The sequence below is a fragment of the Gordonia paraffinivorans genome, assembly GCF_900683595.1.
Taxonomy (GTDB): domain Bacteria; phylum Actinomycetota; class Actinomycetes; order Mycobacteriales; family Mycobacteriaceae; genus Gordonia; species Gordonia paraffinivorans.
In genome coordinates, this window is sequence record NZ_CAACYD010000006.1 from 547,158 (window position 1) to 567,491 (window position 20,334).

15 protein-coding genes and 3 pseudogenes are annotated in these 20,334 nt (G+C 67.5%); 15 read left to right on the forward strand and 3 right to left on the reverse strand.

All coding sequences use genetic code 11. The features are described 5' to 3' along the window. Positions 1-82: 82 nt before the first annotated feature. A pseudogene (locus E1P53_RS09375) lies at positions 83-1,317 on the forward strand (cytochrome P450). A gap of 22 nt (positions 1,318-1,339) precedes the next feature. Here E1P53_RS09375 and E1P53_RS09380 read toward each other — a convergent pair. Next, entirely contained in the window at positions 1,340-1,633 is a 294-nt protein-coding gene (locus tag E1P53_RS09380; RefSeq protein ID WP_109238573.1) for a metal-sensitive transcriptional regulator, read from the reverse strand. A 141-nt stretch (positions 1,634-1,774) separates the two neighbouring features. Between E1P53_RS09380 and E1P53_RS09385 the strand changes: the two genes are divergently transcribed. Genes E1P53_RS09385 through E1P53_RS09395 form a run of 3 tightly spaced genes read left to right on the forward strand, consistent with a single transcriptional unit; the run spans position 1,775 to position 4,971 of the window. Continuing rightward, a complete protein-coding gene (locus E1P53_RS09385) occupies positions 1,775-3,937 on the forward strand; it encodes an MMPL family transporter (RefSeq protein ID WP_131734130.1) in 2,163 nt (720 codons plus the stop codon). Positions 3,938-3,970: 33 nt separating this feature from the next. Then, the gene (locus E1P53_RS09390) at positions 3,971-4,372 is read left to right on the forward strand and encodes a DUF302 domain-containing protein (RefSeq protein ID WP_006900374.1); all 402 of its coding nucleotides are present in this window, start codon (positions 3,971-3,973) and stop codon (positions 4,370-4,372) included. Continuing rightward, the gene (locus E1P53_RS09395) at positions 4,369-4,971 is read left to right on the forward strand and encodes a mycothiol-dependent nitroreductase Rv2466c family protein (protein ID WP_131734131.1); all 603 of its coding nucleotides are present in this window, start codon (positions 4,369-4,371) and stop codon (positions 4,969-4,971) included. The genes E1P53_RS09390 and E1P53_RS09395 overlap by 4 nt, the downstream gene beginning before the upstream one ends. A 25-nt stretch (positions 4,972-4,996) precedes the next feature. Here the strand turns inward: E1P53_RS09395 and E1P53_RS09400 are convergent. Both E1P53_RS09400 and E1P53_RS09405 read right to left on the reverse strand, forming a co-directional pair. Further along, positions 4,997-5,598: pseudogene (locus E1P53_RS09400) on the reverse strand (DUF427 domain-containing protein); the annotation flags it as partial. Between the two features lie 60 nt (positions 5,599-5,658). Beyond that, the gene (locus E1P53_RS09405) at positions 5,659-7,050 is read right to left on the reverse strand and encodes an IS256 family transposase (protein ID WP_131734132.1); all 1,392 of its coding nucleotides are present in this window, start codon (positions 7,048-7,050) and stop codon (positions 5,659-5,661) included. A 297-nt stretch (positions 7,051-7,347) separates the two neighbouring features. On the opposite strand from E1P53_RS09405, the gene E1P53_RS09415 reads away from it, so the two are divergent. The 11 genes and pseudogenes from E1P53_RS09415 (at position 7,348) to E1P53_RS09465 (ending at position 20,263) form a co-directional block, all read left to right on the forward strand. Further along, positions 7,348-8,244 carry an MBL fold metallo-hydrolase gene (locus tag E1P53_RS09415; RefSeq protein WP_006900371.1) on the forward strand — a complete coding sequence of 299 codons (897 nt, stop codon included), beginning with the start codon at positions 7,348-7,350 and terminating at the stop codon, positions 8,242-8,244. A gap of 58 nt (positions 8,245-8,302) precedes the next feature. Next, positions 8,303-8,455 (forward strand): annotated as a pseudogene (locus E1P53_RS20925) (DivIVA domain-containing protein); the annotation flags it as partial. Between the two features lie 107 nt (positions 8,456-8,562). Next, positions 8,563-9,411, forward strand: a complete 849-nt coding sequence (locus tag E1P53_RS09425; protein WP_006900369.1) for a 3-hydroxybutyryl-CoA dehydrogenase — start codon at positions 8,563-8,565, stop codon at positions 9,409-9,411. Between the two features lie 223 nt (positions 9,412-9,634). Next, positions 9,635-10,651 (forward strand): ferritin-like domain-containing protein, encoded by a 1,017-nt coding sequence (locus E1P53_RS09430; protein ID WP_131734133.1) that lies wholly within the window; start codon positions 9,635-9,637, stop codon positions 10,649-10,651. A gap of 250 nt (positions 10,652-10,901) precedes the next feature. Next, positions 10,902-11,366 (forward strand): cupin domain-containing protein, encoded by a 465-nt coding sequence (locus E1P53_RS09435; RefSeq protein ID WP_131734134.1) that lies wholly within the window; start codon positions 10,902-10,904, stop codon positions 11,364-11,366. A 230-nt stretch (positions 11,367-11,596) separates the two neighbouring features. Next, entirely contained in the window at positions 11,597-12,661 is a 1,065-nt protein-coding gene (locus E1P53_RS09440) for an MBL fold metallo-hydrolase (RefSeq protein WP_131734135.1), read from the forward strand. Positions 12,662-12,901: 240 nt separating this feature from the next. Further along, on the forward strand, positions 12,902-13,333 hold the full coding sequence (locus E1P53_RS09445) for a Fur family transcriptional regulator (RefSeq protein WP_109238726.1): 432 nt from the start codon (positions 12,902-12,904) through the stop codon (positions 13,331-13,333). 49 nt (positions 13,334-13,382) lie between these two features. Next, positions 13,383-15,617 (forward strand): catalase/peroxidase HPI, encoded by a 2,235-nt coding sequence (gene katG, locus E1P53_RS09450; protein ID WP_109238567.1) that lies wholly within the window; start codon positions 13,383-13,385, stop codon positions 15,615-15,617. A gap of 146 nt (positions 15,618-15,763) precedes the next feature. Then, positions 15,764-16,129 carry an ArsR/SmtB family transcription factor gene (locus E1P53_RS09455; RefSeq protein ID WP_006900363.1) on the forward strand — a complete coding sequence of 122 codons (366 nt, stop codon included), beginning with the start codon at positions 15,764-15,766 and terminating at the stop codon, positions 16,127-16,129. Further along, positions 16,126-17,796 carry a SulP family inorganic anion transporter gene (locus tag E1P53_RS09460; RefSeq protein WP_006900362.1) on the forward strand — a complete coding sequence of 557 codons (1,671 nt, stop codon included), beginning with the start codon at positions 16,126-16,128 and terminating at the stop codon, positions 17,794-17,796. The genes E1P53_RS09455 and E1P53_RS09460 overlap by 4 nt, the downstream gene beginning before the upstream one ends. Before the next feature lie 223 nt (positions 17,797-18,019). Beyond that, positions 18,020-20,263, forward strand: a complete 2,244-nt coding sequence (locus E1P53_RS09465; RefSeq protein WP_131734136.1) for an NADP-dependent isocitrate dehydrogenase — start codon at positions 18,020-18,022, stop codon at positions 20,261-20,263. The last annotated feature ends 71 nt before the right edge of the window (positions 20,264-20,334 follow it).

Here is a 20,334-nt window from a genome sequence, read left to right on the forward strand (position 1 = left end):
CAATCCACCGTCCCGGCAGCCACACGTATCGGACACTCGAACCACGATCCCGGATGGAAGGACGTGTCGCGTGACCAGCACGATGGACGATGCCGCCGCCGTCTTCGCCGACCCGACCGCATACGCCGACGAAGCCCGCCTGCACGCCGCGATGACGTATCTGCGGGCGAACAAGCCGGTGGCCTACGTCGACCGGAAGCCGTACCGCCCGTTCTACGCGGTCACCAAGCACGCCGACATCATGGAGATCGAGCGCAACAACGCCCTGTGGCTGAGCGAGCCGCGCCCGGTGTTGACCACGGCGGCGGCCGACGACGCGGCGAGGGCCCAGCTCGAAGCAGGCGGCGGGCTGCGCACCCTGATCCACATGGACGACCCGCACCACAAGAAGGTGCGTGCGATCGGCCAAGACTGGTTCCGCCCGAAGGCATTGCGCGACCTCGAGGTTCGCGTCGACGAGCTGGCCCGGCGCTACGTCGACCGGATGGCCGAGATCGGCCCCGAATGCGATTTCGTCGAGGACATCGCGGTCCACTTCCCGCTCTATGTGATCCTCTCGCTGCTCGGCCTGCCCGAAGAGGACTTCCCGCGGATGCACCAGCTCACCCAGGAACTCTTCGGCGCCGACGACGAGGAGTACCGCCGCGGCACCACCCTCGAGGAGCAGATGTCCACGCTCCTCGACTTCTTCGACTACTTCAGCGAACTGACCGCGTCACGCCGGGCGAACCCCACCGACGACCTCGCCTCGGCGATCGCCAACGGCCGCGTCGACGGCGAGCCGCTCTCCGACGTCGACACCGCGTCGTACTACGTCATCGTCGCGACCGCCGGCCACGACACCACCAAGGACGCGATCTCCGGTGGCCTGCGCGCCCTCGTCGAGAATCCCGACCAGCTCGACCGCCTCCGCCGGGACCCCGAACTCATCGGCACCGCCGTCGAGGAGATGATCCGCTGGTCCACGCCGGTCAAGGAGTTCATGCGCACCGCCGCCGAGGACACCGAGGTGCGCGGTGTCCCGATCGCCGCAGGCGAATCCGTCTATCTCGCCTATACCTCCGGCAACCGCGACGAAGAGGTCTTCGACGACCCGCACACCTTCGACGTCGGCCGGTTCCCCAACCAACATCTGGCTTCGGTTACGGCATCCACTTCTGTCTCGGGGCAGCCCTCGCCCGCATGGAGATGAGAAGCCTGTTCAGCGAGCTGATCCCGCGACTGGAGTCCATCGAACTCGCCGGACCGCCCGTGTTGGCCGCGACCACCTTCGTCGGCGGGCTCAAGCACCTGCCGATCCGGTACTCGCTGCGCTGAAACGGATTTCGCGCCGGACGGATCAGGCCAGCGCGAGGAACAGCCTCTCGAGCTCGTCCTCGGTGAGCGGCGGGGCGTCCTCGCCGTCGCGGGCCTCGATGCACTGCCGCATCCCGGAGGCGACGATCTTGAAGCCCGCACGGTCGAGGGCGCGGGACACCGCGGCGAGCTGGGTCACGACGTCTTTGCAGCCCCTGCCGTCCTCGATCATCGCAATCACGCCGGCCAGCTGCCCCTGAGCACGCTTCAACCGGTTCAGCACTGCGGCGCACGTCTCGTCGTCGATCGGTGCCCGGGTCCCGTCACCTGCCGCCATCTGCACTCTCCTTGTGTCGTTGCGCCGCGACGCCCGCCTTCGGGCGATCGCTGCCGCTTGACGCCAAGATACCCCCCTGGGTATGTTCGGCGCCACGTGAATACCCCCGGGGGTATATCTGGACCTACGAGAGGATCGACGATGGCGCCGACATCGGCACTGTCCACGGACGAACAGACAGGTGTGACGACCCGCCCCAGGGCCGGACTCCTCGGCCGCTGGGGAGAGGCGATGGTCGGCCGGGCACGCTGGGTCTTCGGCGTCTGGGTGCTGCTCCTGCTCGTCTTGGGTGCGGCGGCACCCACGGTGTTCTCCTCGCTCGCCGGTGCGGGCTGGCAGGCCGACGGGTCCGAGTCGGTGCGCGTCCGAGAGCTCACGCAAGAGCACTTCGGCGGCAACTCCTCGGCCGCCGTCCAGGTCGTCGTCCACTCCGACCGCAACGACGTCCAGAGCCCGGCCGTGCAGGAGGTCGTGCGTCGGATCAGCGATCTCGTCGCCTCCGACGACCGTTTCGCCGAGGTCGTCCCGCCTCAGCCCGGCATGTCGATCAGCCCCGACGGCCACACCGGGATCGTCCTCATCGGCGCGGCCGCCGACACCGACGACATGGTCCGCGCCGTCGATGAGCACAAGGATGCGCTGACGAACCTCGCCGGCGACGGCGTCGAGGTCTACCCGACCGGCGCCTCCGCGCTGTGGAGCGACTTCAACAAGGCCAACCACGACGCGATGATCAAGGCCGAACTGTTCTCCTGGCCGGTGACGCTGACGATCATGGTGCTCGCGTTCGGGTCGCTCGTCGCCGCCGGACTCCCGCTGCTGCTCACCATCGCGGGCCTCGTCGCATCTGCGGGCGGACTGGTCCTGCTCAACCAGGTCACGCCGATCTCGGTGTGGGCCATCAACTTCGCGATGATGTTCGCGCTGGCACTGGGCATCGACTACGCGCTGTTCATCGTGTCGCGCTTCCGCGATGCCATCCGGGAGAACGCCGACGACCTGCGGGCGGCGGTCGCACAGACCATGGACACCGCCGGAAAGGCCGTGTTGCTGTCGGGACTGACCGTGCTGGTGAGCCTTTCGGCCGTGTTGTTGGTCCCCGCGCCCGCGGTGCGCACGATGGCGGTGGGCATCATGCTGGCCGTCGTGTTCGTCCTCGCCGCGACGCTCTCGCTCCTGCCGGCGTCACTGGGCAGGATCGGCGCCAAGGTGAACGCGCTGGCGCTGCCGTATGCCCGCCGCCAACAGCATCGTTCGCCGGTGTTCGCCCGGTGGGGCGAGTACCTGCACCGGCACCCTTGGTCGGTGGCGGCCTGGTCCCTCGCGGTCCTGATCGCCTTGGCGATCCCGGTCTTCGGCCTGAAGGTCGCGATGCCGTCTATCAACGTCGTGCCCTCCGACGCCCCGGTTCGCCAGGGCTACGAACTCGTCCGGTCCCAGATGGGCGAGGGCGCGCCGGGCATGCTGCAGATCATCGCCCCCGCCGCCGAGGCGGATGCCATCGTCATGGCCGCCGGGAAGACCCCGGGCATCGAGATGGTCACGCCCCCGATGCCCGCAGCCGATGGGTCGGACCACGTTCTGCTGCAGGCGCTTCCGTCTGTCGACCCGTCGGACGAGCGGATGACGACGATCGTCGGCGATCTGCGCGCACACCTTCCGGACGGGGCTCTGGTGGGCGGCGCACCGGCCGAGAACCTCGACCTCCAACAGGCACTGAACGACTACTTCCCGCTCGTGGTCGCGGTCATCCTGGTGCTGGGCTTCCTCCTGTTGCTCGTCTCGCTGCAGGCACCGCTCATCGCCCTGATCGGCACGGTGGTCAGCCTGTTGTCGACGGCCGCCGCCTTCGGGGTCGCGAAGCTCGTCTTCCAAGACGGTCACCTCGCCGACCTGCTGGGCTTCACACCGCAGGGCTTTCTCGACGGCTGGGGTCCGGTGTTCTTCTTCGCGATGATCTTCGCGATCGCGATGGACTACACCGTCTTCCTGCTGGCGACCGCCAAGGAGTATTTCGAGCGGTCGGGCGACCCCGCGACCGCGCAGGTCGACGGCATGGCCCATTCCGGACGCATCATCTTCGCCGCGGCCGCGGTCATGGTGGCGGTGTTCTTCACCTTCGCTCTGGCAGAACCGCTTCCGCCGAAGGAGATGGGAATCATCCTGGGCGTCGCCGTTCTCCTCGACGCCGTCCTGATCCGGCTCACGCTGCTGCCCGCACTGCTCCGGATCACCGGGCGTGCGGCCTGGTGGGCGCCGGCGTGGCTCCGACGCGTCCTCCCCTCGATCAGCTTCGGCCACTGACACCTAGATCGCATGCACACGAAAGGAATCACCATGTCACTCGCCATCTCCACCTCTCTGTCCATCCCGTTCACCGAAGCCGTCGCACGCACCCGCGCCGCTCTGGCCGAGCAGGGCTTCGGCGTCCTCACCGAGATCGACGTCCAGGCGACGATGAAGGCCAAGCTCGGCGAGGAGATGGAGGACTACCTGATCCTCGGCGCCTGCAACCCGCCGCTCGCCCATCGCGCACTGGGCGTCCAGCGGATGATCGGACTGCTGCTGCCGTGCAACGTCGTCGTCCGAACCGATCCCGCAAGTCCGTCACGGACCCTCGTCGAGGCGATGAATCCGGACCTCATGGTCCAGGTCACGGGCGAGCCCGATCTCGAACCGGTCGCCCGCGAGGCCGCGGCGAAGCTGCGCGCCGCCATCGAGAAGCTGTCGCAGTCATGACCGAGATCGACTACTACTTCGACCCCGTCTGCCCGTTCGCCTGGGCCGCGTCGCGCTGGCTCACCGACCAGGCCGCCAGGAACGACGTCCGGGTCGACTGGCACGTGATGAGCCTCGCCGTGCTGAACGAGGGCCGAGAACTCTCGTCCGACAAGCAGAGACGCCAGATCGAGCGCTCCCGCCGTCTCGGCCGGGTCTTCATGGCCGCCGTTGCCGAAGCCGGTGACGGATCGATCGGACCGCTGTACGACGCGGTCGGTCGGCGGTTGCACCACGACGGCGCGGTCATGACCCACGAGGTCGTCGCGCAGGCGCTGAGCGACGCCGGGCTCCCCGCGGAACTGGCCGCTGCGATGGACGACGAGTCCTTCGACGGCTCGCTGGGCGAGCACCATCGACGCAGCCAGGACGCGCTCGGTGAGACCGGCGGCAGTCCGATCATCGGCATCGACGGCCGGCACTTCTTCGGGCCGGTCCTGTCCGCCATCCCGGTCGGCGACGAGGCCGATGCCCTGTTCTCGTCGCTCGTCACGCTCGCACGCATCCCGGCGTTCGCACAGCTGAGGCGCCCCGCAGACGGGCATCCGGTCTTCTCGTGACCGGCTTCCCCGGCCGCCGACGCGCTCAGCCGACCGTGACCTCGACCCGCTCGTCGTAGAAGCAGATCAGGTCGCGCACGGGTTCGGCCTCGGTCAACGGGTCGGTGTAGGTCCAGGCCACGTCGACCAGTAGGTGGCCTGCCCCTTGTAGGCGCACACGGTCACGGTGTCGGACCGCTGCAGCGCCTCCATCCGCACGTCCGCGCGCGGGATGTAGTGGCGTGGCGGGAGGTGCGTCTCCAACAACAGTGTCGGACGGTCGCTTTCGGCGAGCAGTGTGTCCCCGATCCGCACGGCCACGTGCCGGCTGGTCGGCAGGCAGTCGATCCGCTTGAACGGATCGTGGGGATGCCCCATCACGATCTGCTCCTCCTCACGCCACTCGTCGAAGGCGTTCCAGTCCAGCAGGACGTACCCGGCGAGGTCGGGATCGTCTGGCCGGAACGCGGCACCCGCGAGCACCCGGGGCCCGGCGGACACGTCGCAGCTCGAACCGGCGGCGGTGTGCATCGAGAACGGATGCTCCGGCGTCAGGATCGGCGGGTGATCGTCGACGGGGCTCACCGGAGTGGGGTGGTCCAGCGGCACCGCGACATCCGCAGCCGGAACCGCATAGCTCCCGACGACGGAGCTTGTCAAGATGTTTGTGTAAGAACGTGACTCCTGATTTTCTTGTGGTCGGTGGGTTTAGCCGAGGTGCGGTTCGATCCGGTCGGGGTAGGCCAGAGCGAGCTGTCCGAGGGCCTGCTTCCAGTTGGTGACGACCTGTCCCTCGACCAGTCGTCCGAGGGCCTTACGGGGCTGTGACCGCCTGGTCCCGCGTTCTTTGAGGCGTTGAGCGGCTCGTTTGTCTTCGATGTCGCAGATGGCCAGCCACAGCAGTTTGCGGACCGCGATGTCGTTGGGGAAATGTCCGCGGTTCTTGATGACCTTGCAGAGCTGGTAGTTCAGCGACTCGATCGAGTTGGTGGTGTAGATGACTTTGCGCAGCTCGGGCGGGAATGCCAGGAAGGGGATGAACCGATCCCAGGCTCGGTCGAAAGCCATTGCCGCACTCGGATATTTGGCGCCTAGTTCCGAGTCGCGGAAGGCTTCCCACTCGCGGCGGGCGGTCTCGGCATCGAGGGCGGTGTAGATCGGTTTAATCGCCCGAGCGACGTCTTTGCGGTCTTTGTAGTTCACGAACCGCATCGAGTTGCGGATCAGATGCACCACACAGGTTTGCACCGTGGCCAGCGGCCAAGTCGCCTCGATCGCTTCGGGGAATCCGGTGAGCCCGTCACAGCACACGATCAGCACGTCCTTGACGCCGCGGTTGGCCAGATTCGCACACACCCCGGCCCAGAACTTGGCGCCTTCCTCGGCCTGTATCCAGATTCCCAGCACATGCTTGACGCCGGCCATATCGACGCCAATAGCAATGTGGGCGTGCTTATTTCGGACATGGGCGCCGTCTTTGACCTTCACTACCAGGGCGTCAAGGTAGATGACGGGATACAACGGCTCCAGCGGCCGGTTCTGCCATTCATCGACCGCGTCGAGGACCTCGTCGCAGATCTTCGAGATCGTCTCGTGCGAGAGATCGGTGCCGATCGTGGAGGCCAAATGGTGTTGAATGTCGCGCAACGTCATGCCGCCGGCATACAGCGAGATGATGATGTCGTCGAGGCCGCCGAGGCGGCGCGAGCCCTTCGGGACCAGCCGCGGGGTGAACGTGCCGTCACGGTCACGAGGAATGTTCAGCTCGACCGGCCCGGCCTCCGAGGCCACCGTTTTCAGACTCGACCCGTTACGGGCGTTGGGCAACTCCCGCCCGGCCGGATCGCCCTTGGCATAGCCGAGGTGATCGGTCAGCTCGGCCTTCAGACCGCGTTCGAGGGCCAGTTTGATCAGACCTGGGATCAACCCGCCTTCGCCGGTGATCTGGACCTGGCCGGTATCGATCTGGGCGAGCAGCTCATCGACCATGCCCGAGGCCTGTAATGCCTCGGCGACTTCCGCGGTCGAGCGCGGCTCGGCCAGTTCAGGCAACTGCTCGTCGTCGTGGCCCTGCTGCTTGTCGTCTAACGCCATGCTCATAGATCTTCCTCTCACTGATGAGCACCGGACTTACACAGACCATCTGACACCCCCCGACGACGCGATGCGGTTCCCACACCTCGATCGCGTCGGTCGAATCGACGATCACCCGCCCGTCGACGAACGCCCGCACCCGCCGGTACATGGGCGTCCACCGCAACTGGGAGAGCTGCGCGAGCGAGACTTGTTCCAGTGTAGGGCCATGAGCCGATGGTCCTCTTGTCTGCCGATGCACGCCAGACCCGTGCGGACGTCAGGCCGTTGACACCGACCTCCGACGGCAGGTACTCAGACCAGATGACGACCGCCCGGAGCTTCACCGAGACCCGCTACGACGAAGTGACCGTCCTCGCCTCCGGAAACGGCGGCGCGTTCCCCTACGGCAACACCGTCGTCGCCCGCGGATCGGAGGGAACCCTCGTGGTCGATCCGTCCGTCGAGGTCGACCACGACCCGGTGGGTGCCGACGCGGTCATGATCAGTCACGCCCACGAGGACCACATCGCAGGTCTCCGCCATTTCCACGCGACGAAGTGGGCCCATCGGGAGGACGTCGCAGGCGTGCGGTCCCTCCAGGCCCTGCTCGACGGCTACGGGCTCTCACCCGACGAGCGCGACGCCGTGGACGCGATGATCGGCGACACCTTCGCGCTCACGCCCGGTTTCCCGGATGCGAAGGACGTCGAGGACGGCCACGTCTTCGACCTCGGGGACATCACCGCGACGGTTATCCATCTCCCCGGTCACACGCGCGGGCACTGCGGGGTCCTCGTCGAGCCCACCGGGTTCTTCTACATCGCCGACATCGACCTCACCTCCTTCGGCCCGATGTACGGCGACCTCGGCAGCAGCGTCGACGACTATCTCGCCTCCATCGCCCGCGTCCGCGAGATCGAGGCCCGCTGGTACGGGACCTTCCATCAGAAGGGCGTCGTGGAGGGAGTAGGCGAATTCCGTTCGCGCCTGGCCGAATACGAAGCCGTCATCCACCGGCGGGAAGAACGGCTGCTCGACTTCCTCGAGCGACCCCGGACGCTGGAGGAGATCGCCGACCGCCGCCTGGTCTATCGACCTCACGTCCAGATGCCCTTCGTCGACGCCGTCGAGCGCCGCACCGCCGAACTCCACCTCGACCGTCTCATCCGGCACGGCCAGGTCGGCGAGACCGACGAGGGCGCCTACCACCGACTGTGATCGGACACCTTGTGGACAACCACCCCGCGCGATGGGCACCGGGTGCGAAGATCACCCCATGCTGACTCCTGACGACGTCCATCACGTCGCCTTCGGTAAACCCCCGATCGGCCGCCGCGGCTACAACGAGGACCAGGTCGACGCGTTCCTCGACGACGTGGAGGCCACCCTTCGCGCCCTTTATGAGCGCATCGCGTACCTCGAAGGCCGTTCGACGACCTGACATCGGATTCACCTGCGCGTTCACCCGACCTCACCTGAGCCGAGCCCGACCGACGTACTACCGTTTGTCCTGTAACTCGACTCGGAGGTTTAACTGTGCAGAAGATCGGCGTCATCGGCGGCGGCACCATGGGTGCGGGCATCGCGGAGGTGTGCGCGAAGTCCGGCAGCGACGTCGTCGTCATCGAGGTCAAGCAGGAGTTCGCCGACGCGGCGCGTGCGCGTATCGAGAAGTCCCTCGGCCGCGCCGTCTCCAAGAACAAGCTGAGCCAGGAAGACGCCGACGCCGCGCTCGGCCGTCTGCGCGTCAGCCTGGACTACGCCGACCTCGCCGACCGCGACCTGGTCATCGAGGCGGCACCCGAGAACGAGCAGCTCAAGCGCGACATCTTCGCCCGCCTCGACGAGGCCGTCGGTGAGAACACCATCCTCGCCACCAACACCTCGTCGATCCCGATCATCAAGGTTGCGACCGCCACCAAGCGTCCCGAGCGTGTGGTGGGCGTCCACTTCTTCAACCCGGTTCCGGTGATGCCGCTGGTCGAGATCATCTCGACCCTGGTCACCGACCCGCAGGTCGCCGACGCCGTCGCCGGCTACGTCAAGGACACCCTGGGCAAGAACCCGGTCCGCGCGGGCGACCGGTCGGGCTTCATCGTCAACGCCCTGCTGATCCCGTACCTGTGCCAGGCCATCCGGATGTACGACTCCGGCTACGCCTCGGCCGAGGACATCGACACCGCGATGAAGGGTGGCTGCGGCTACCCGATGGGTCCGCTGACGCTGATCGACACCATCGGCCTCGACATCACCCTCGCCGCCGCGGAGTCGCTCTACGCCGAGTTCGCCGAGCCGCACTTCGCGCCGCCGGCCCTGCTGCGCCGCATGGTCGACGCCGGACACCTCGGCAAGAAGTCCGGGCGCGGCTTCTACACTTACAGCTGACCGAAAGCGGGCATAGCGCCCCAACCCGACACGATGTCGGGTTGGGGCGCTTTGTCTTTCCCTGCCATCCTGCTGTGACTCACTTCATGATCTCCTGAACACGTTGCGCCACAGCATCTCTCGGTGACGCAATGCTGCGAATCCGAAAACGCGCGTTACAAGACGGCGCATCGTGGCAACCCTCGAGGTGTACGCGTCCCCACCCAAGAGAAAGGGAGCGAGCATGACTGTTTCCACCACCACCGTCCAGCAGCAGCTTCGCGCGATCCTCGCGCTCACCCACACCGAGATCCAGGTCGCCGAGACCCGGCACGCCCAGGCCAGGACCGACGCCATCCGCAAGGAACTGGCACAGAACGCCGAGAACGCCCGCAAGCGGGCCGACCTCATCGAGGGCGCCCTCCGTGAACGCGGCGGCCTCGACGACGTCATCCGCCCCGTGCTCGGACGCGTCGGCGCCGTCACCAAGACCCTCCTCGAACAGGCACAGCCGCTCGACGAGGCACTTCTCGACGACGTCGCCCTCGAGCAGCGACTCCTCGCCCGGGCGACCTACCTGAAGGCGCTGGCCACCGGCCAGGAGGATGCCCACCTCGTCGAGCTGGCCGACGGTCTCGTCACCGCCCACACCGCGACCGTGGAATGGCTGACCACCGTGCTCGCCGAAGAAGCACTGGGAGGTCCGACCGCCTTGCGACGCGGTCCGAGCCAGTGGGTCAGCGGACTGGCCGCGCGGGCACTCACCGCACCCGCAGTGGGCGCCTCGTGGGCGCTCGACCGCACGGCCGAGATCGCCCGTCAGATCCCGGACCCGATCACCTTGGTGCGCAATCGTTTTGCCACCGCCGTCGACGAGGCCGCCGAGGCCGCGTCGCGCGCCGGTGACGCGCTCGGCAACGCCGGCACCGCGGTCTCCAAGACCGTCGCCGCCGGACGTGACGCCGCCCTCGAGGCCGTCGAGGAGAGCGCACGCGAGAACGGCGCCGACGGAGCGGCCGATGCGCTGCATCAGCTCCGCGAGTTCACCGGCACCGTCGACGCCGAGGATCTCCCGATCGAGGGCTACGCGGATCTCAACGTCAACGATGCGATCGCGGCGGTGAAGGAGCTCGACACCCCGCAGGACCTTCGCGTCACCCTCGCCTACGAAGAGACCCACAAGAACCGGCAGCGGGTCGTCTCGGCCATCGAGATCCGCTTCGCCGATCTGGCCAAGGAACTGGTCGGCATCGACAGCTGACACATCACGCACACGACGGCGGTCGTCACCACCCGGTGGCGGCCGCCGTCCGCTCGTCGCGCGGCCCTATCTGTTGACGCCCGCCGCACCGATCTGCACGGGCGACAACAACAGCTCGGTTTTCGCCTTCTCCTCTGGGATGTGCGAGTGCGATGCCGATTCGGCCGACCGTTGGTCTGAGCAGACGAAGATCGAGACCTCTTCACCACAACCGCAGGTCACGGCTGCCGCAGCGCCGTATCTTCTCAGCATGACCCGCAGCCTCCGCACCTCGGCGGCTGCCGCGATCGCAGCGGCCGCCGCACTCACCCCCATGTTCATCGGCACCACGGCCGCCGACGCGACCCCCTCGTCCGGGGTCTCGGCGGTCACACTGGCACACACCGACATCCCGGCCGGCCTCCTGCCGTTCGTCCCCAAGGGGGCGCATGTCGAGGTCCGCCAGATCAAGATCGAGCCGGGCGGGACCACCGGCTGGCACTACCACGACGCCGACATCTACGCCCTGGTCCGCCAAGGCACTCTCACCCACCCGTATGCGAACTGCAAGCCGGTCGTCTACAAGACCGGTGACATCATCGTCGAACCGGGCGGCAAGTCCAACGTCCACGAGGGCACCAACCTCGGGAAGGTCCCGGTCATCCTCGATGTCGTGTACGTGACGCCGTTCGGCAAGCCGCTGTCCGAGGACTCTCCCGCCCCGTCCTGCGCCTAGGGCTGCGCACCGGCGACGCCCGCCCGCGGCCGCCGCGGGACACGTCATCGACTCCGCCGTGCTCGTTCTCTCAAGTACGCCGTCGAGGGGGCCTCCGGGTCGGCCCGTCGCCCCAGGTCGGGCGCGCCGACGCCCCGATGAGGCACATCACCGACGCGACTGCCGTCGTGTGCGCGAGGTGCCGGGGCGAACCCCACCGATCGGGTCTCCCGGGACCTACACTTCTCGACATGCGCCGTCGCCTCGTCGTGGTCCTGTCGATTCTGCTGACCCTCGCCGGGCTCGCCGTTCCGCAGGCCGCGACCGCGCACGCCGACGCCACCCTGGTCGCGGCGCGGTCAGCGGTGTTCGGAGAACACAACGTCGACCAGACGACCGGCGCCCTGCGCGCCGACCGCATCGTCTTCTCGTGGTTCGGGGTGTCGGGCTTCGCGGTCGCCATGGCCGGCCACGTCTTCCTCACCGACGCGTGGGTGCCGAACGTCTACACCGGACACGTCCCCACGAGCAGGGCCCAGATCGCGGCGATCAAGCCCTCCCACATCTTCATCGGACACGGTCACTTCGACCACGCCGCCGATGCCGCCGAGATCGCGCGGGCGTCCGGAGCACGGATCGTCGGCTCGGCCGCGCACTGCGCCCACTTCCGCACGGCCGCGCCCGATGTGTCCTGCGATGCCGCGGTTCCCTCCGGCGCACGCCCCGGCAGCCTGCACCTCTACCAGGGACTACCCGGGATCACGGTGCGGGCCCTGCCGCACCTGCATTCGACGATGAAGGCCCCCACGGGCGAACATGCCCCGCTTCTTCCGATCCCGCCGAGTGGTCGACTCCTCGTCCAGCCGCCGCGTCCCGAGGAACTCCGCCGACTGGCCGGCCATCTGAACGACCCCGAGGGCGGCGCGGTCCTCTACGCCTTCGAGGTCGGCGGGCGCACGGTCGTGTGGAACGACTCCGTCGGGCCGCTCGGCCAGGACCCCGCCGGCCCCGACATCGTCGCCGCGCTTCGCCGCCTTCGGCCGGTGGATCTCCATGTCGGATCCATCCAGGGCTTCAACGAGATCACCAACGGCCTCGGGGACGCGGTGGGCTACATCGACGCACTGCAACCGAGGATCTTCGTGCCCAACCACCACGACGACTGGTTCCCGGTCATCGCCACGCCGGCCGTCAGCCGCGAACGCGCCTTCCTCGACGCGCTGTCGTCGGTCGACGCCGCCCCCGAGGTCCGCTACCTGCGCGACCCCGAAGACTACCTGCGCCCCGACAGGGTCACGCTCCCGATCGGCGGCTGACGCGAACCCCGAAGCGCCGCAATGGAAAACTGAGATTCCCCCGGGTCGGCGGGGCATGTCTGCATGCGGAGCGCGCAGGATACCGGTTTCCCCGAACGGACACATCAGCACAACGGAGGTCGACCCGGATCGTCGGTGAGCCGTCGCGATCACGCAGCGGCACCGCGAATTCGGGGACGAGTTTTGATCAGATCCAGAAAAACGACGCACAGCCCCAGACGCGCTCCTATGGTGGGTTCCGTGGCATCGACACCGGACTATGCCCAGCAACTCCGGGCCGCGGACCTCAGGGTCACGCAGCCCCGGGTCGCGGTCATGCGTGCGGTCGCCGATCACCCACATGCCGACACCGACACCGTTTTCGGCGTGGTCCGCCAGACCCTGCCGAATGTGTCCCGCCAGGCCGTCTACGACGTCCTGCGGGCGCTCACCGACGCCGGACTCCTCCGCCGTTTTCAACCGTCAGGGTCGTTGTCGCGCTACGAATGCCGCACCGGAGACAATCACCATCACCTCGTGTGCCGCGCCTGCGGCGCCATCGAGGACGTCGACTGCGCGGTGGGCGAGGCCCCATGCCTGGCCGCTTCGGAGGACCACGGCTTCCTGCTCGACGAAGCCGAGGTCATCTTCTGGGGACTCTGCCCGGAGTGTGTCAGTTCAGCCCCGACCTGATCACGCCTGTGATCGCAGCCCGATCGAGTTCACCATCGAAAGGAATCTCGTGACATCCGACAGCCGCCCACCCCATTCCGACGCCGGCACCGACAGCACCAGTGAGAGCGAGAACCCGGCGATCCCGTCGCCGAAGCCGAAAGCACATGCGCCGCTGACCAACAAGGACTGGTGGCCCGAGCAGATCGACCTGTCGAGGCTGCACGTGCATTCACCGCTGTCCAATCCGCTGGGACCGGATTTCGACTACGCGAAGGAGTTCGCGAAGCTCGACGTCGACGCCCTCAAGGCGGACCTGGTCTCGCTGATGACCCAGTCGCAGGACTGGTGGCCGGCCGACTACGGCCACTACGGCGGCCTGTTCATCCGCATGAGCTGGCATTCGGCCGGCACCTACCGCATCTTCGACGGCCGGGGCGGTGGCGGCCAAGGCGCGCAACGCTTTGCGCCGCTCAACAGCTGGCCGGACAACGCCAACCTCGACAAGGCCCGCCGCCTGCTGTGGCCGATCAAGCAGAAGTACGGCAACAAGATCTCCTGGGCCGACCTGCTGGTCCTCGCCGGCAACGTCGCCCTGGAGTCGATGGGCTTCAAGACCTTCGGCTTCGGCTTCGGCCGCGAGGACATCTGGGAGCCGGAGGAGGTGTTCTGGGGCCAGGAGGACGAGTGGCTCGGCACCGACAAGCGCTATTCGGGCGAGGGTGAGCGCGAACTCGCCAAGCCGTTCGGCGCCACGACCATGGGTCTCATCTACGTCAACCCCGAAGGCCCCGAGGGCAAGCCGGATCCGATCGCCGCGGCCTACGACATCCGCGAGACCTTCGCGCGGATGGCGATGAACGACGAGGAGACCGCCGCCCTCATCGTCGGCGGTCACAGCTTCGGCAAGACCCACGGCGCCGGCGACGCCGACCTGGTCGGCCCCGAGCCCGAGGCGGCCCCGATCGAGCAGCAGGGCCTGGGCTGGAAGTCCAGTTACGGCAAGGGCAAGGCCGAGGACACCATCACCAGCGGCCTCGAGGTCGTCTGGACCCCGACGCCGACCCGGTGGGACAACAGTTTCCTCGAGACCCTGTACGGCTACGAGTGGGAGCTGACCAAGAGCCCGGCCGGCGCCTGGCAGTACGTCGCCAAGGACGGCGCCGGCGCCGGGACGATCCCCGATCCGTTCGGCGGCCCGGGTCGTGCGCCCACCATGCTCGTCACCGACATCTCGATGCGTGAGTCGCCGATCTACCGCGACATCACCCGGCGCTGGCTGGACCACCCGGAGGAGCTGGAAGAGGCCTTCGCCAAGGCCTGGTACAAGCTGCTCCACCGCGACATGGGCCCGATCGAGCGCTACCTGGGACCGTGGGTCCCGGAGCCCCAGATCTGGCAGGACCCGGTGCCGAAGGTCGACCACGAGCTCATCGACGACGCCGACATCGCGTCGCTGAAGGGCACGCTCCTCGAGTCGCTCTCGCAGCAGCAGCTGATCAAGACGGCCTGGGCGTCGTTGGCGAGTTTCCGCGGCACCGACAAGCGCGGCGGCGCCAACGGCGCGCGCATCCGCCTGGAGCCGCAGAAGAACTGGGAGGTCAACGAGCCGGGCGAGCTGGCGAAGGTCCTGCCGGTCTACGAGCAGATCCAGAAGGACTTCAACGACTCGGCCACCGGCGGCAAGAAGGTGTCGGTCGCCGATCTGATCATCCTGGGCGGCGCGGCCGCGATCGAGAAGGCCGCCGAGGCCGCGGGACACCCGGTCACCGTGCCGTTCCACCCGGGCCGCACCGACGCCTCGCAGGAGAGCACCGACGTCGAGTCCTTCGAGGTCCTGGAACCGCCGGCCGACGGTTTCCGCAACTACCAGAAGGCCGGCGACAAGGGCCGTCCCGAGGATCATCTCCTCGAGCGCGCCTACTTCCTCAAGCTCACGGCTCCCGAGCTCACCGTCCTCCTGGGCGGTCTGCGCGTGCTCGACGTGAACTACGCCGGTTCCAAGCACGGCGTGTTCACCGAGCGTCCCGGCGTGCTGAGCACCGACTTCTTCCGCACCGTCACCGACATGAAGTACGAGTGGAAGTCGGGCACCGAGGAGAACGTCTACGAGGTCGTCGACCGCGCGACCGGCGAGACCAAGTGGACGGCGACGGCCGCCGACCTGGTGTTCGGCTCGCATTCGCAGCTGCGCGCCCTCTCCGAGGTCTACGCCCAGGACGACAACACCGAGAAGTTCGTCAAGGACTTCGTCGACGCGTGGGTGAAGGTCTCCGAGAACGATCGGTTCGACCTCCACCGGTAGTCCCCCCGACGCCGATACCCGGCACCTCAGCGCACCCCGCGGGCACCGTCCGCGGGGTGCGTTGCCGTGTGCGCTACAGTGGATTGAGCATTTTCGCAATCCATCAATCCGTCAACTCGTGACGCCGATCGCACCAGGAGCGAGCCGTGCCCGATCCCGGCCCAGACGCGCCGCTGTACGAGATCAAGGCCAACCTCTTCAAGGCGCTCGCGCATCCGGCCCGGATCCGGGCCCTCGAGGTGCTGAGCGCGAACGGCGATCCGACACCGGTCAGCGAACTGCTGGCGGCGACGGATCTCGAACCGACACTGCTGTCGCAACACCTCGGCGTCCTCAAACGCCACCGCGTCGTGACCGCCAACCGTGTCGGGAACGCGGTCTATTACGAACTCGCGCACCCCAAGATCTCCGACCTCCTGGTCATCGCCCGCACGTTCCTCGTCGACACGCTCGACGCCCAACGCGAGCAGCTCGACGCCATTTCCTCACTCCCACCGGTGACACGCTCGTGAGCACATCATCAGCACTGACCGACACCCTCACCCGCCTCAAGGGCTTCGTCCCCCGTCGCAGCGACTACAAGGGCCTACGGCGCAGCTGGCGCACCGACATCCTCTCCGGCGTGACCGTCGGCATCGTCGCGCTTCCGCTCGCCCTCGCCTTCGGCATCAGTTCCGGCGTCGGGGCCGCCGCCGGTCTCATCACCGCGGTGGTGGCCGGCCTCGTCGCCGCGATCTTCGGAGGCTCCCACGTCCAGGTGTCCGGGCCGACGGGCGCGATGGCCGTGATCCTCGCGCCGATCGTCGCCCAGCACGGCCTGGGCAGCATCGCGATGGTCACGGTCCTGGCAGGCCTGCTGGTCCTGCTCGCCGGCGTCTTCGGGCTCGGGCGCGCGGTCACCTTCATCCCGTGGCCGGTGATCGAGGGTTTCACCCTCGGCATCGCGGCGATAATCTTCCTGCAGCAGGTGCCCGCGGCGTTCAACACCACCGCGCCGTCGGGCCAGCGCACCCTCAACGCGGCGATCGACATCGTCGCGCATGCCGACTGGTCCAAGGCGTGGGCCACCCTCGCCGTCGTCGCCATGGTCGCGGTGATCATGGTGGTCCTGCCCCGCGTCCACCAGGCCATCCCCGAGTCGCTGACCGCGGTCATCGTCGTCACGCTGATCGTCTACTTCACCGACGTCTTCGACGTGGCGACCATCGGCCAGCTGCCGTCGTCGCTGCCCGCCCCGTCGATCCCGCACGTCGACGCCGAGGCACTCAAGGACATGTCCGGCGCGGCCGTCGCGATCGCCGCCCTCGCCGCGATCGAGTCGCTGCTGTCCGCGCGCGTCGCCGCGACGATGTCTCCGACCGGCCCCTACGACCCCGACCGCGAGCTGTCCGGCCAGGGTCTCGCCTCGATCGCCTCCGGCCTGTTCGGCGGCATGCCCGCCACCGGCGCGATCGCCCGCACCGCGGTCAACGTCCGGTCCGGGGCCCGCACCCGAGTCGCCGCGATCACCCACTCGCTGCTGCTGCTCGGCGTCGTGTACCTCGCCACCGGACCGGTGTCGGAGATCCCGCTCGCCGCACTCGCCGGCGTGCTGATGGTGACGTCGTTTCGGATGGTGTCGGTCGGCACGGTCCGCTCGATCCTGCGCTCCACCCGCTCGGATGCCCTGATCTTCGTCGTCACCGCGATCATCACGATCACCCTCGACCTCATCGAGGCGGTCGAGATCGGCATCGTCGTCGCGGCGTTCTTCGCGCTGCGTCAGGTCGCCAAGCGCGCGAGCGTCACCCGCGAACCGCTGCCCGGGCCCACCCGGCCCGGTGACGAGCGCATCGCCCTGCTCCGCCTCGACGGCGCGATGTTCTTCGGCGCGGCCGAGCGCATCACCTCGGCCATCTCCGAGGGCGCCGAGCGCAACGAGTCGGTCTCGGTCGTGATCATCCGCATGTCCCACCTCGGCATGCTCGACGCCACCGGCGCCCGGTCCCTCGCCGAGATCGTCGCCGACCTCGAGAAACGGGGGATCACCGTCATCATCAAGGGCGTTCAGCCCGAGCACCTCAAGCTGCTCGACGGGGTCGGCGTCATCGACGAGTTGCGCCACGAGAACCATCTCGTCGACACCCTCGACGAGGCGATCGCCCACGCACGCAGTCACGTCGAGCGCGAGGCCGCGTGACGGTCATGCGCTGCCACCGGGTATGGAGTGGAGGGATGAAGACCCAGCGTGCCGACCCCTCCGAACGCCAGACCCGAGGCCCCTGAACGCGAGGCTCATCACAGGGGGCAGAATCAGGGGGTAGTTGTCACACGAGCACACCGCAAGCGTGGTAACGGTGAAGCCTGACTCACAAGGTCGCCGGCGACACCGGAAATTACAGACAGAATCGAGATCATCAGGCATGAGCACCCAGAAGCCGACCATCATCTACACGTTGACCGACGAAGCACCCATGCTCGCCACGCACGCCTTCCTGCCGGTGGTGCGTACGTTCGCCGGAGCGGCCGGCGTCGACGTCGAAACGAGTGACATCTCGGTCGCGGCCCGAATCCTGGCCGAGTTCTCCGATCTGCTGCCCGAAGACCAGCGGGTTCCCAACAACCTCGCACGCCTGGGTGAGCTCACCCAGAAGCCGGACACCAACATCATCAAGCTCCCCAACATCAGCGCCTCGGTCCCCCAGCTGCTGGCCGCGATCAAGGAGCTGCGGGAGAAGGGCTACGACCTCCCCGACTTCCCGGAGAACCCGAAGACCGACGAAGAGAAGGACATCCGCGAGCGCTACAGCAAGGTGCTCGGCAGCGCGGTGAACCCGGTTCTGCGCATGGGCAACTCCGACCGCCGCGCGCCGAAGGCCGTCAAGGAGTACGCCCGCAAGCACCCGCACAGCATGGGCGAGTGGTCCATGGCCTCGCGTACCCACGTCGCGCACATGCGCGGCGGCGACTTCTACCACAACGAGAAGTCGATGACCGTCGAGGGCGACCGCAAGGTCAAGATGGAGCTCATCACCGACTCCGGCAAGACCCTGGTGCTCAAGCCGGAGGTCGAGCTCACCGACGGTGACGTCATCGACAGCATGTTCATGAGCAAGAAGGCGCTCATCAAGTTCTACGAGGAGCAGATCGACGACGCCTACAAGACCGGCGTCATGTTCTCGCTCCACGTCAAGGCGACGATGATGCGCGTCTCGCACCCGATCGTCTTCGGCCACGCCATCAAGGTCTTCTACCGGGATGCCTTCGAAAAGCACGGCAAGCTCTTCGACGAGCTCGGCGTCAACGTCAACAACGGCCTCTCGGACCTGTACGCCAAGATCGAGTCCCTTCCTGCTTCGCAGAAGGAAGAGATCATCGACGATCTGCACAAGTGCCACGAGCATCGCCCCGAGCTGGCGATGGTGGACTCGGCCCGCGGCATCACCAACTTCCACTCCCCCAGCGACGTCATCGTCGACGCCTCGATGCCGGCCATGATCCGCGCGGGCGGCAAGATGTACGGCGCCGACGGCCGTCTCAAGGACACCAAGGCCGTCATGCCGGAGTCGACGTTCGCCCGCATCTACCAGGAGATCATCAACTTCTGTAAGACCAACGGCCAGTTCGACCCGCGGACCATGGGCACTGTGCCGAACGTCGGCCTGATGGCGGAGAAGGCCGAGGAGTACGGCTCGCACGACAAGACCTTCGAGATCCCCGAAGGCGGCACCGCCAACATCACCGACCTCGAGACCGGCGAGGTGCTGCTCACGCAGACCGTCGAAGAGGGCGACATCTGGCGTCTGTGCATCGTCAAGGACGCCCCGATCCAGGACTGGATCAAGCTGGCCGTGGAGCGCTGCCGCGACTCGGGCATGCCCGCGGTCTTCTGGCTCGACCCGTACCGCCCGCACGAGAACGAGCTCATCAAGAAGGTCCACAAGTACCTTCCCGAGCACGACACCGAGGGCCTCGACATCCAGATCATGTCGCAGGTCCGCGCGATGCGGTACACCCTCGAGCGCGTCGTGCGCGGCCTCGACACCATCTCGGTCACCGGCAACATCCTGCGCGACTACCTGACCGACCTGTTCCCGATCCTGGAGCTCGGCACCAGCGCCAAGATGCTGTCGATCGTTCCGCTGATGGCCGGCGGCGGCCTGTACGAGACCGGTGCGGGCGGTTCGGCGCCGAAGCACGTCAAGCAGCTCATCGAGGAGAACCACCTCCGCTGGGACTCGCTGGGTGAGTTCCTCGCCCTCGCGGTCAGCCTCGAGGACGTGGGTAAGAAGTTCGACCGGCCGCAGGCCAAGATCCTGGCCAAGGCACTCGACGCCGCCACCGGCCAGCTGCTCGAGAACGACAAGAGCCCGTCACGCAAGACCGGCGAGCTCGACAACCGCGGCAGCCAGTTCTACCTGGCCCTCTACTGGGCCCAGGAGCTGGCCAACCAGACCGAGGATGCCGAGCTGGCCGAGAAGTTCAAGCCGCTTGCGAAGACCCTCGCCGACAACGAGGACAAGATCGTCGACGAGCTGAACTCGGTGCAGGGCAAGCACGTCGACATCGGCGGCTACTACTACCCCGACAACGAGAAGACCGACGCCGTCATGCGTCCGAGCAAGACGTTCAACGAGGCACTCGCCTCGGTGGGTGTCGAGGTCTGATCCGGCACACGCCGACACCGAAGCGCCTCGGGCTTTCCGCCCGGGGCGCTTCGTCGTTCCGGGAGGAATCT

Coding starts and splice junctions, on each gene's coding strand:
- E1P53_RS09395 (WP_131734131.1), top strand. CDS start 4,369: ATGACCGAGATCGACTACTACTTCGACCCCGTCTGCCCGTTCGCCTGG.
- E1P53_RS09430 (WP_131734133.1), top strand. CDS start 9,635: ATGACTGTTTCCACCACCACCGTCCAGCAGCAGCTTCGCGCGATCCTC.
- E1P53_RS09390 (WP_006900374.1), top strand. CDS start 3,971: ATGTCACTCGCCATCTCCACCTCTCTGTCCATCCCGTTCACCGAAGCC.
- E1P53_RS09435 (WP_131734134.1), top strand. CDS start 10,902: ATGACCCGCAGCCTCCGCACCTCGGCGGCTGCCGCGATCGCAGCGGCC.
- E1P53_RS09380 (WP_109238573.1), bottom strand. CDS start 1,633: ATGGCGGCAGGTGACGGGACCCGGGCACCGATCGACGACGAGACGTGC.
- E1P53_RS09415 (WP_006900371.1), top strand. CDS start 7,348: ATGACGACCGCCCGGAGCTTCACCGAGACCCGCTACGACGAAGTGACC.
- E1P53_RS09465 (WP_131734136.1), top strand. CDS start 18,020: ATGAGCACCCAGAAGCCGACCATCATCTACACGTTGACCGACGAAGCA.
- E1P53_RS09405 (WP_131734132.1), bottom strand. CDS start 7,050: ATGAGCATGGCGTTAGACGACAAGCAGCAGGGCCACGACGACGAGCAG.
- E1P53_RS09385 (WP_131734130.1), top strand. CDS start 1,775: ATGGCGCCGACATCGGCACTGTCCACGGACGAACAGACAGGTGTGACG.
- E1P53_RS09440 (WP_131734135.1), top strand. CDS start 11,597: ATGCGCCGTCGCCTCGTCGTGGTCCTGTCGATTCTGCTGACCCTCGCC.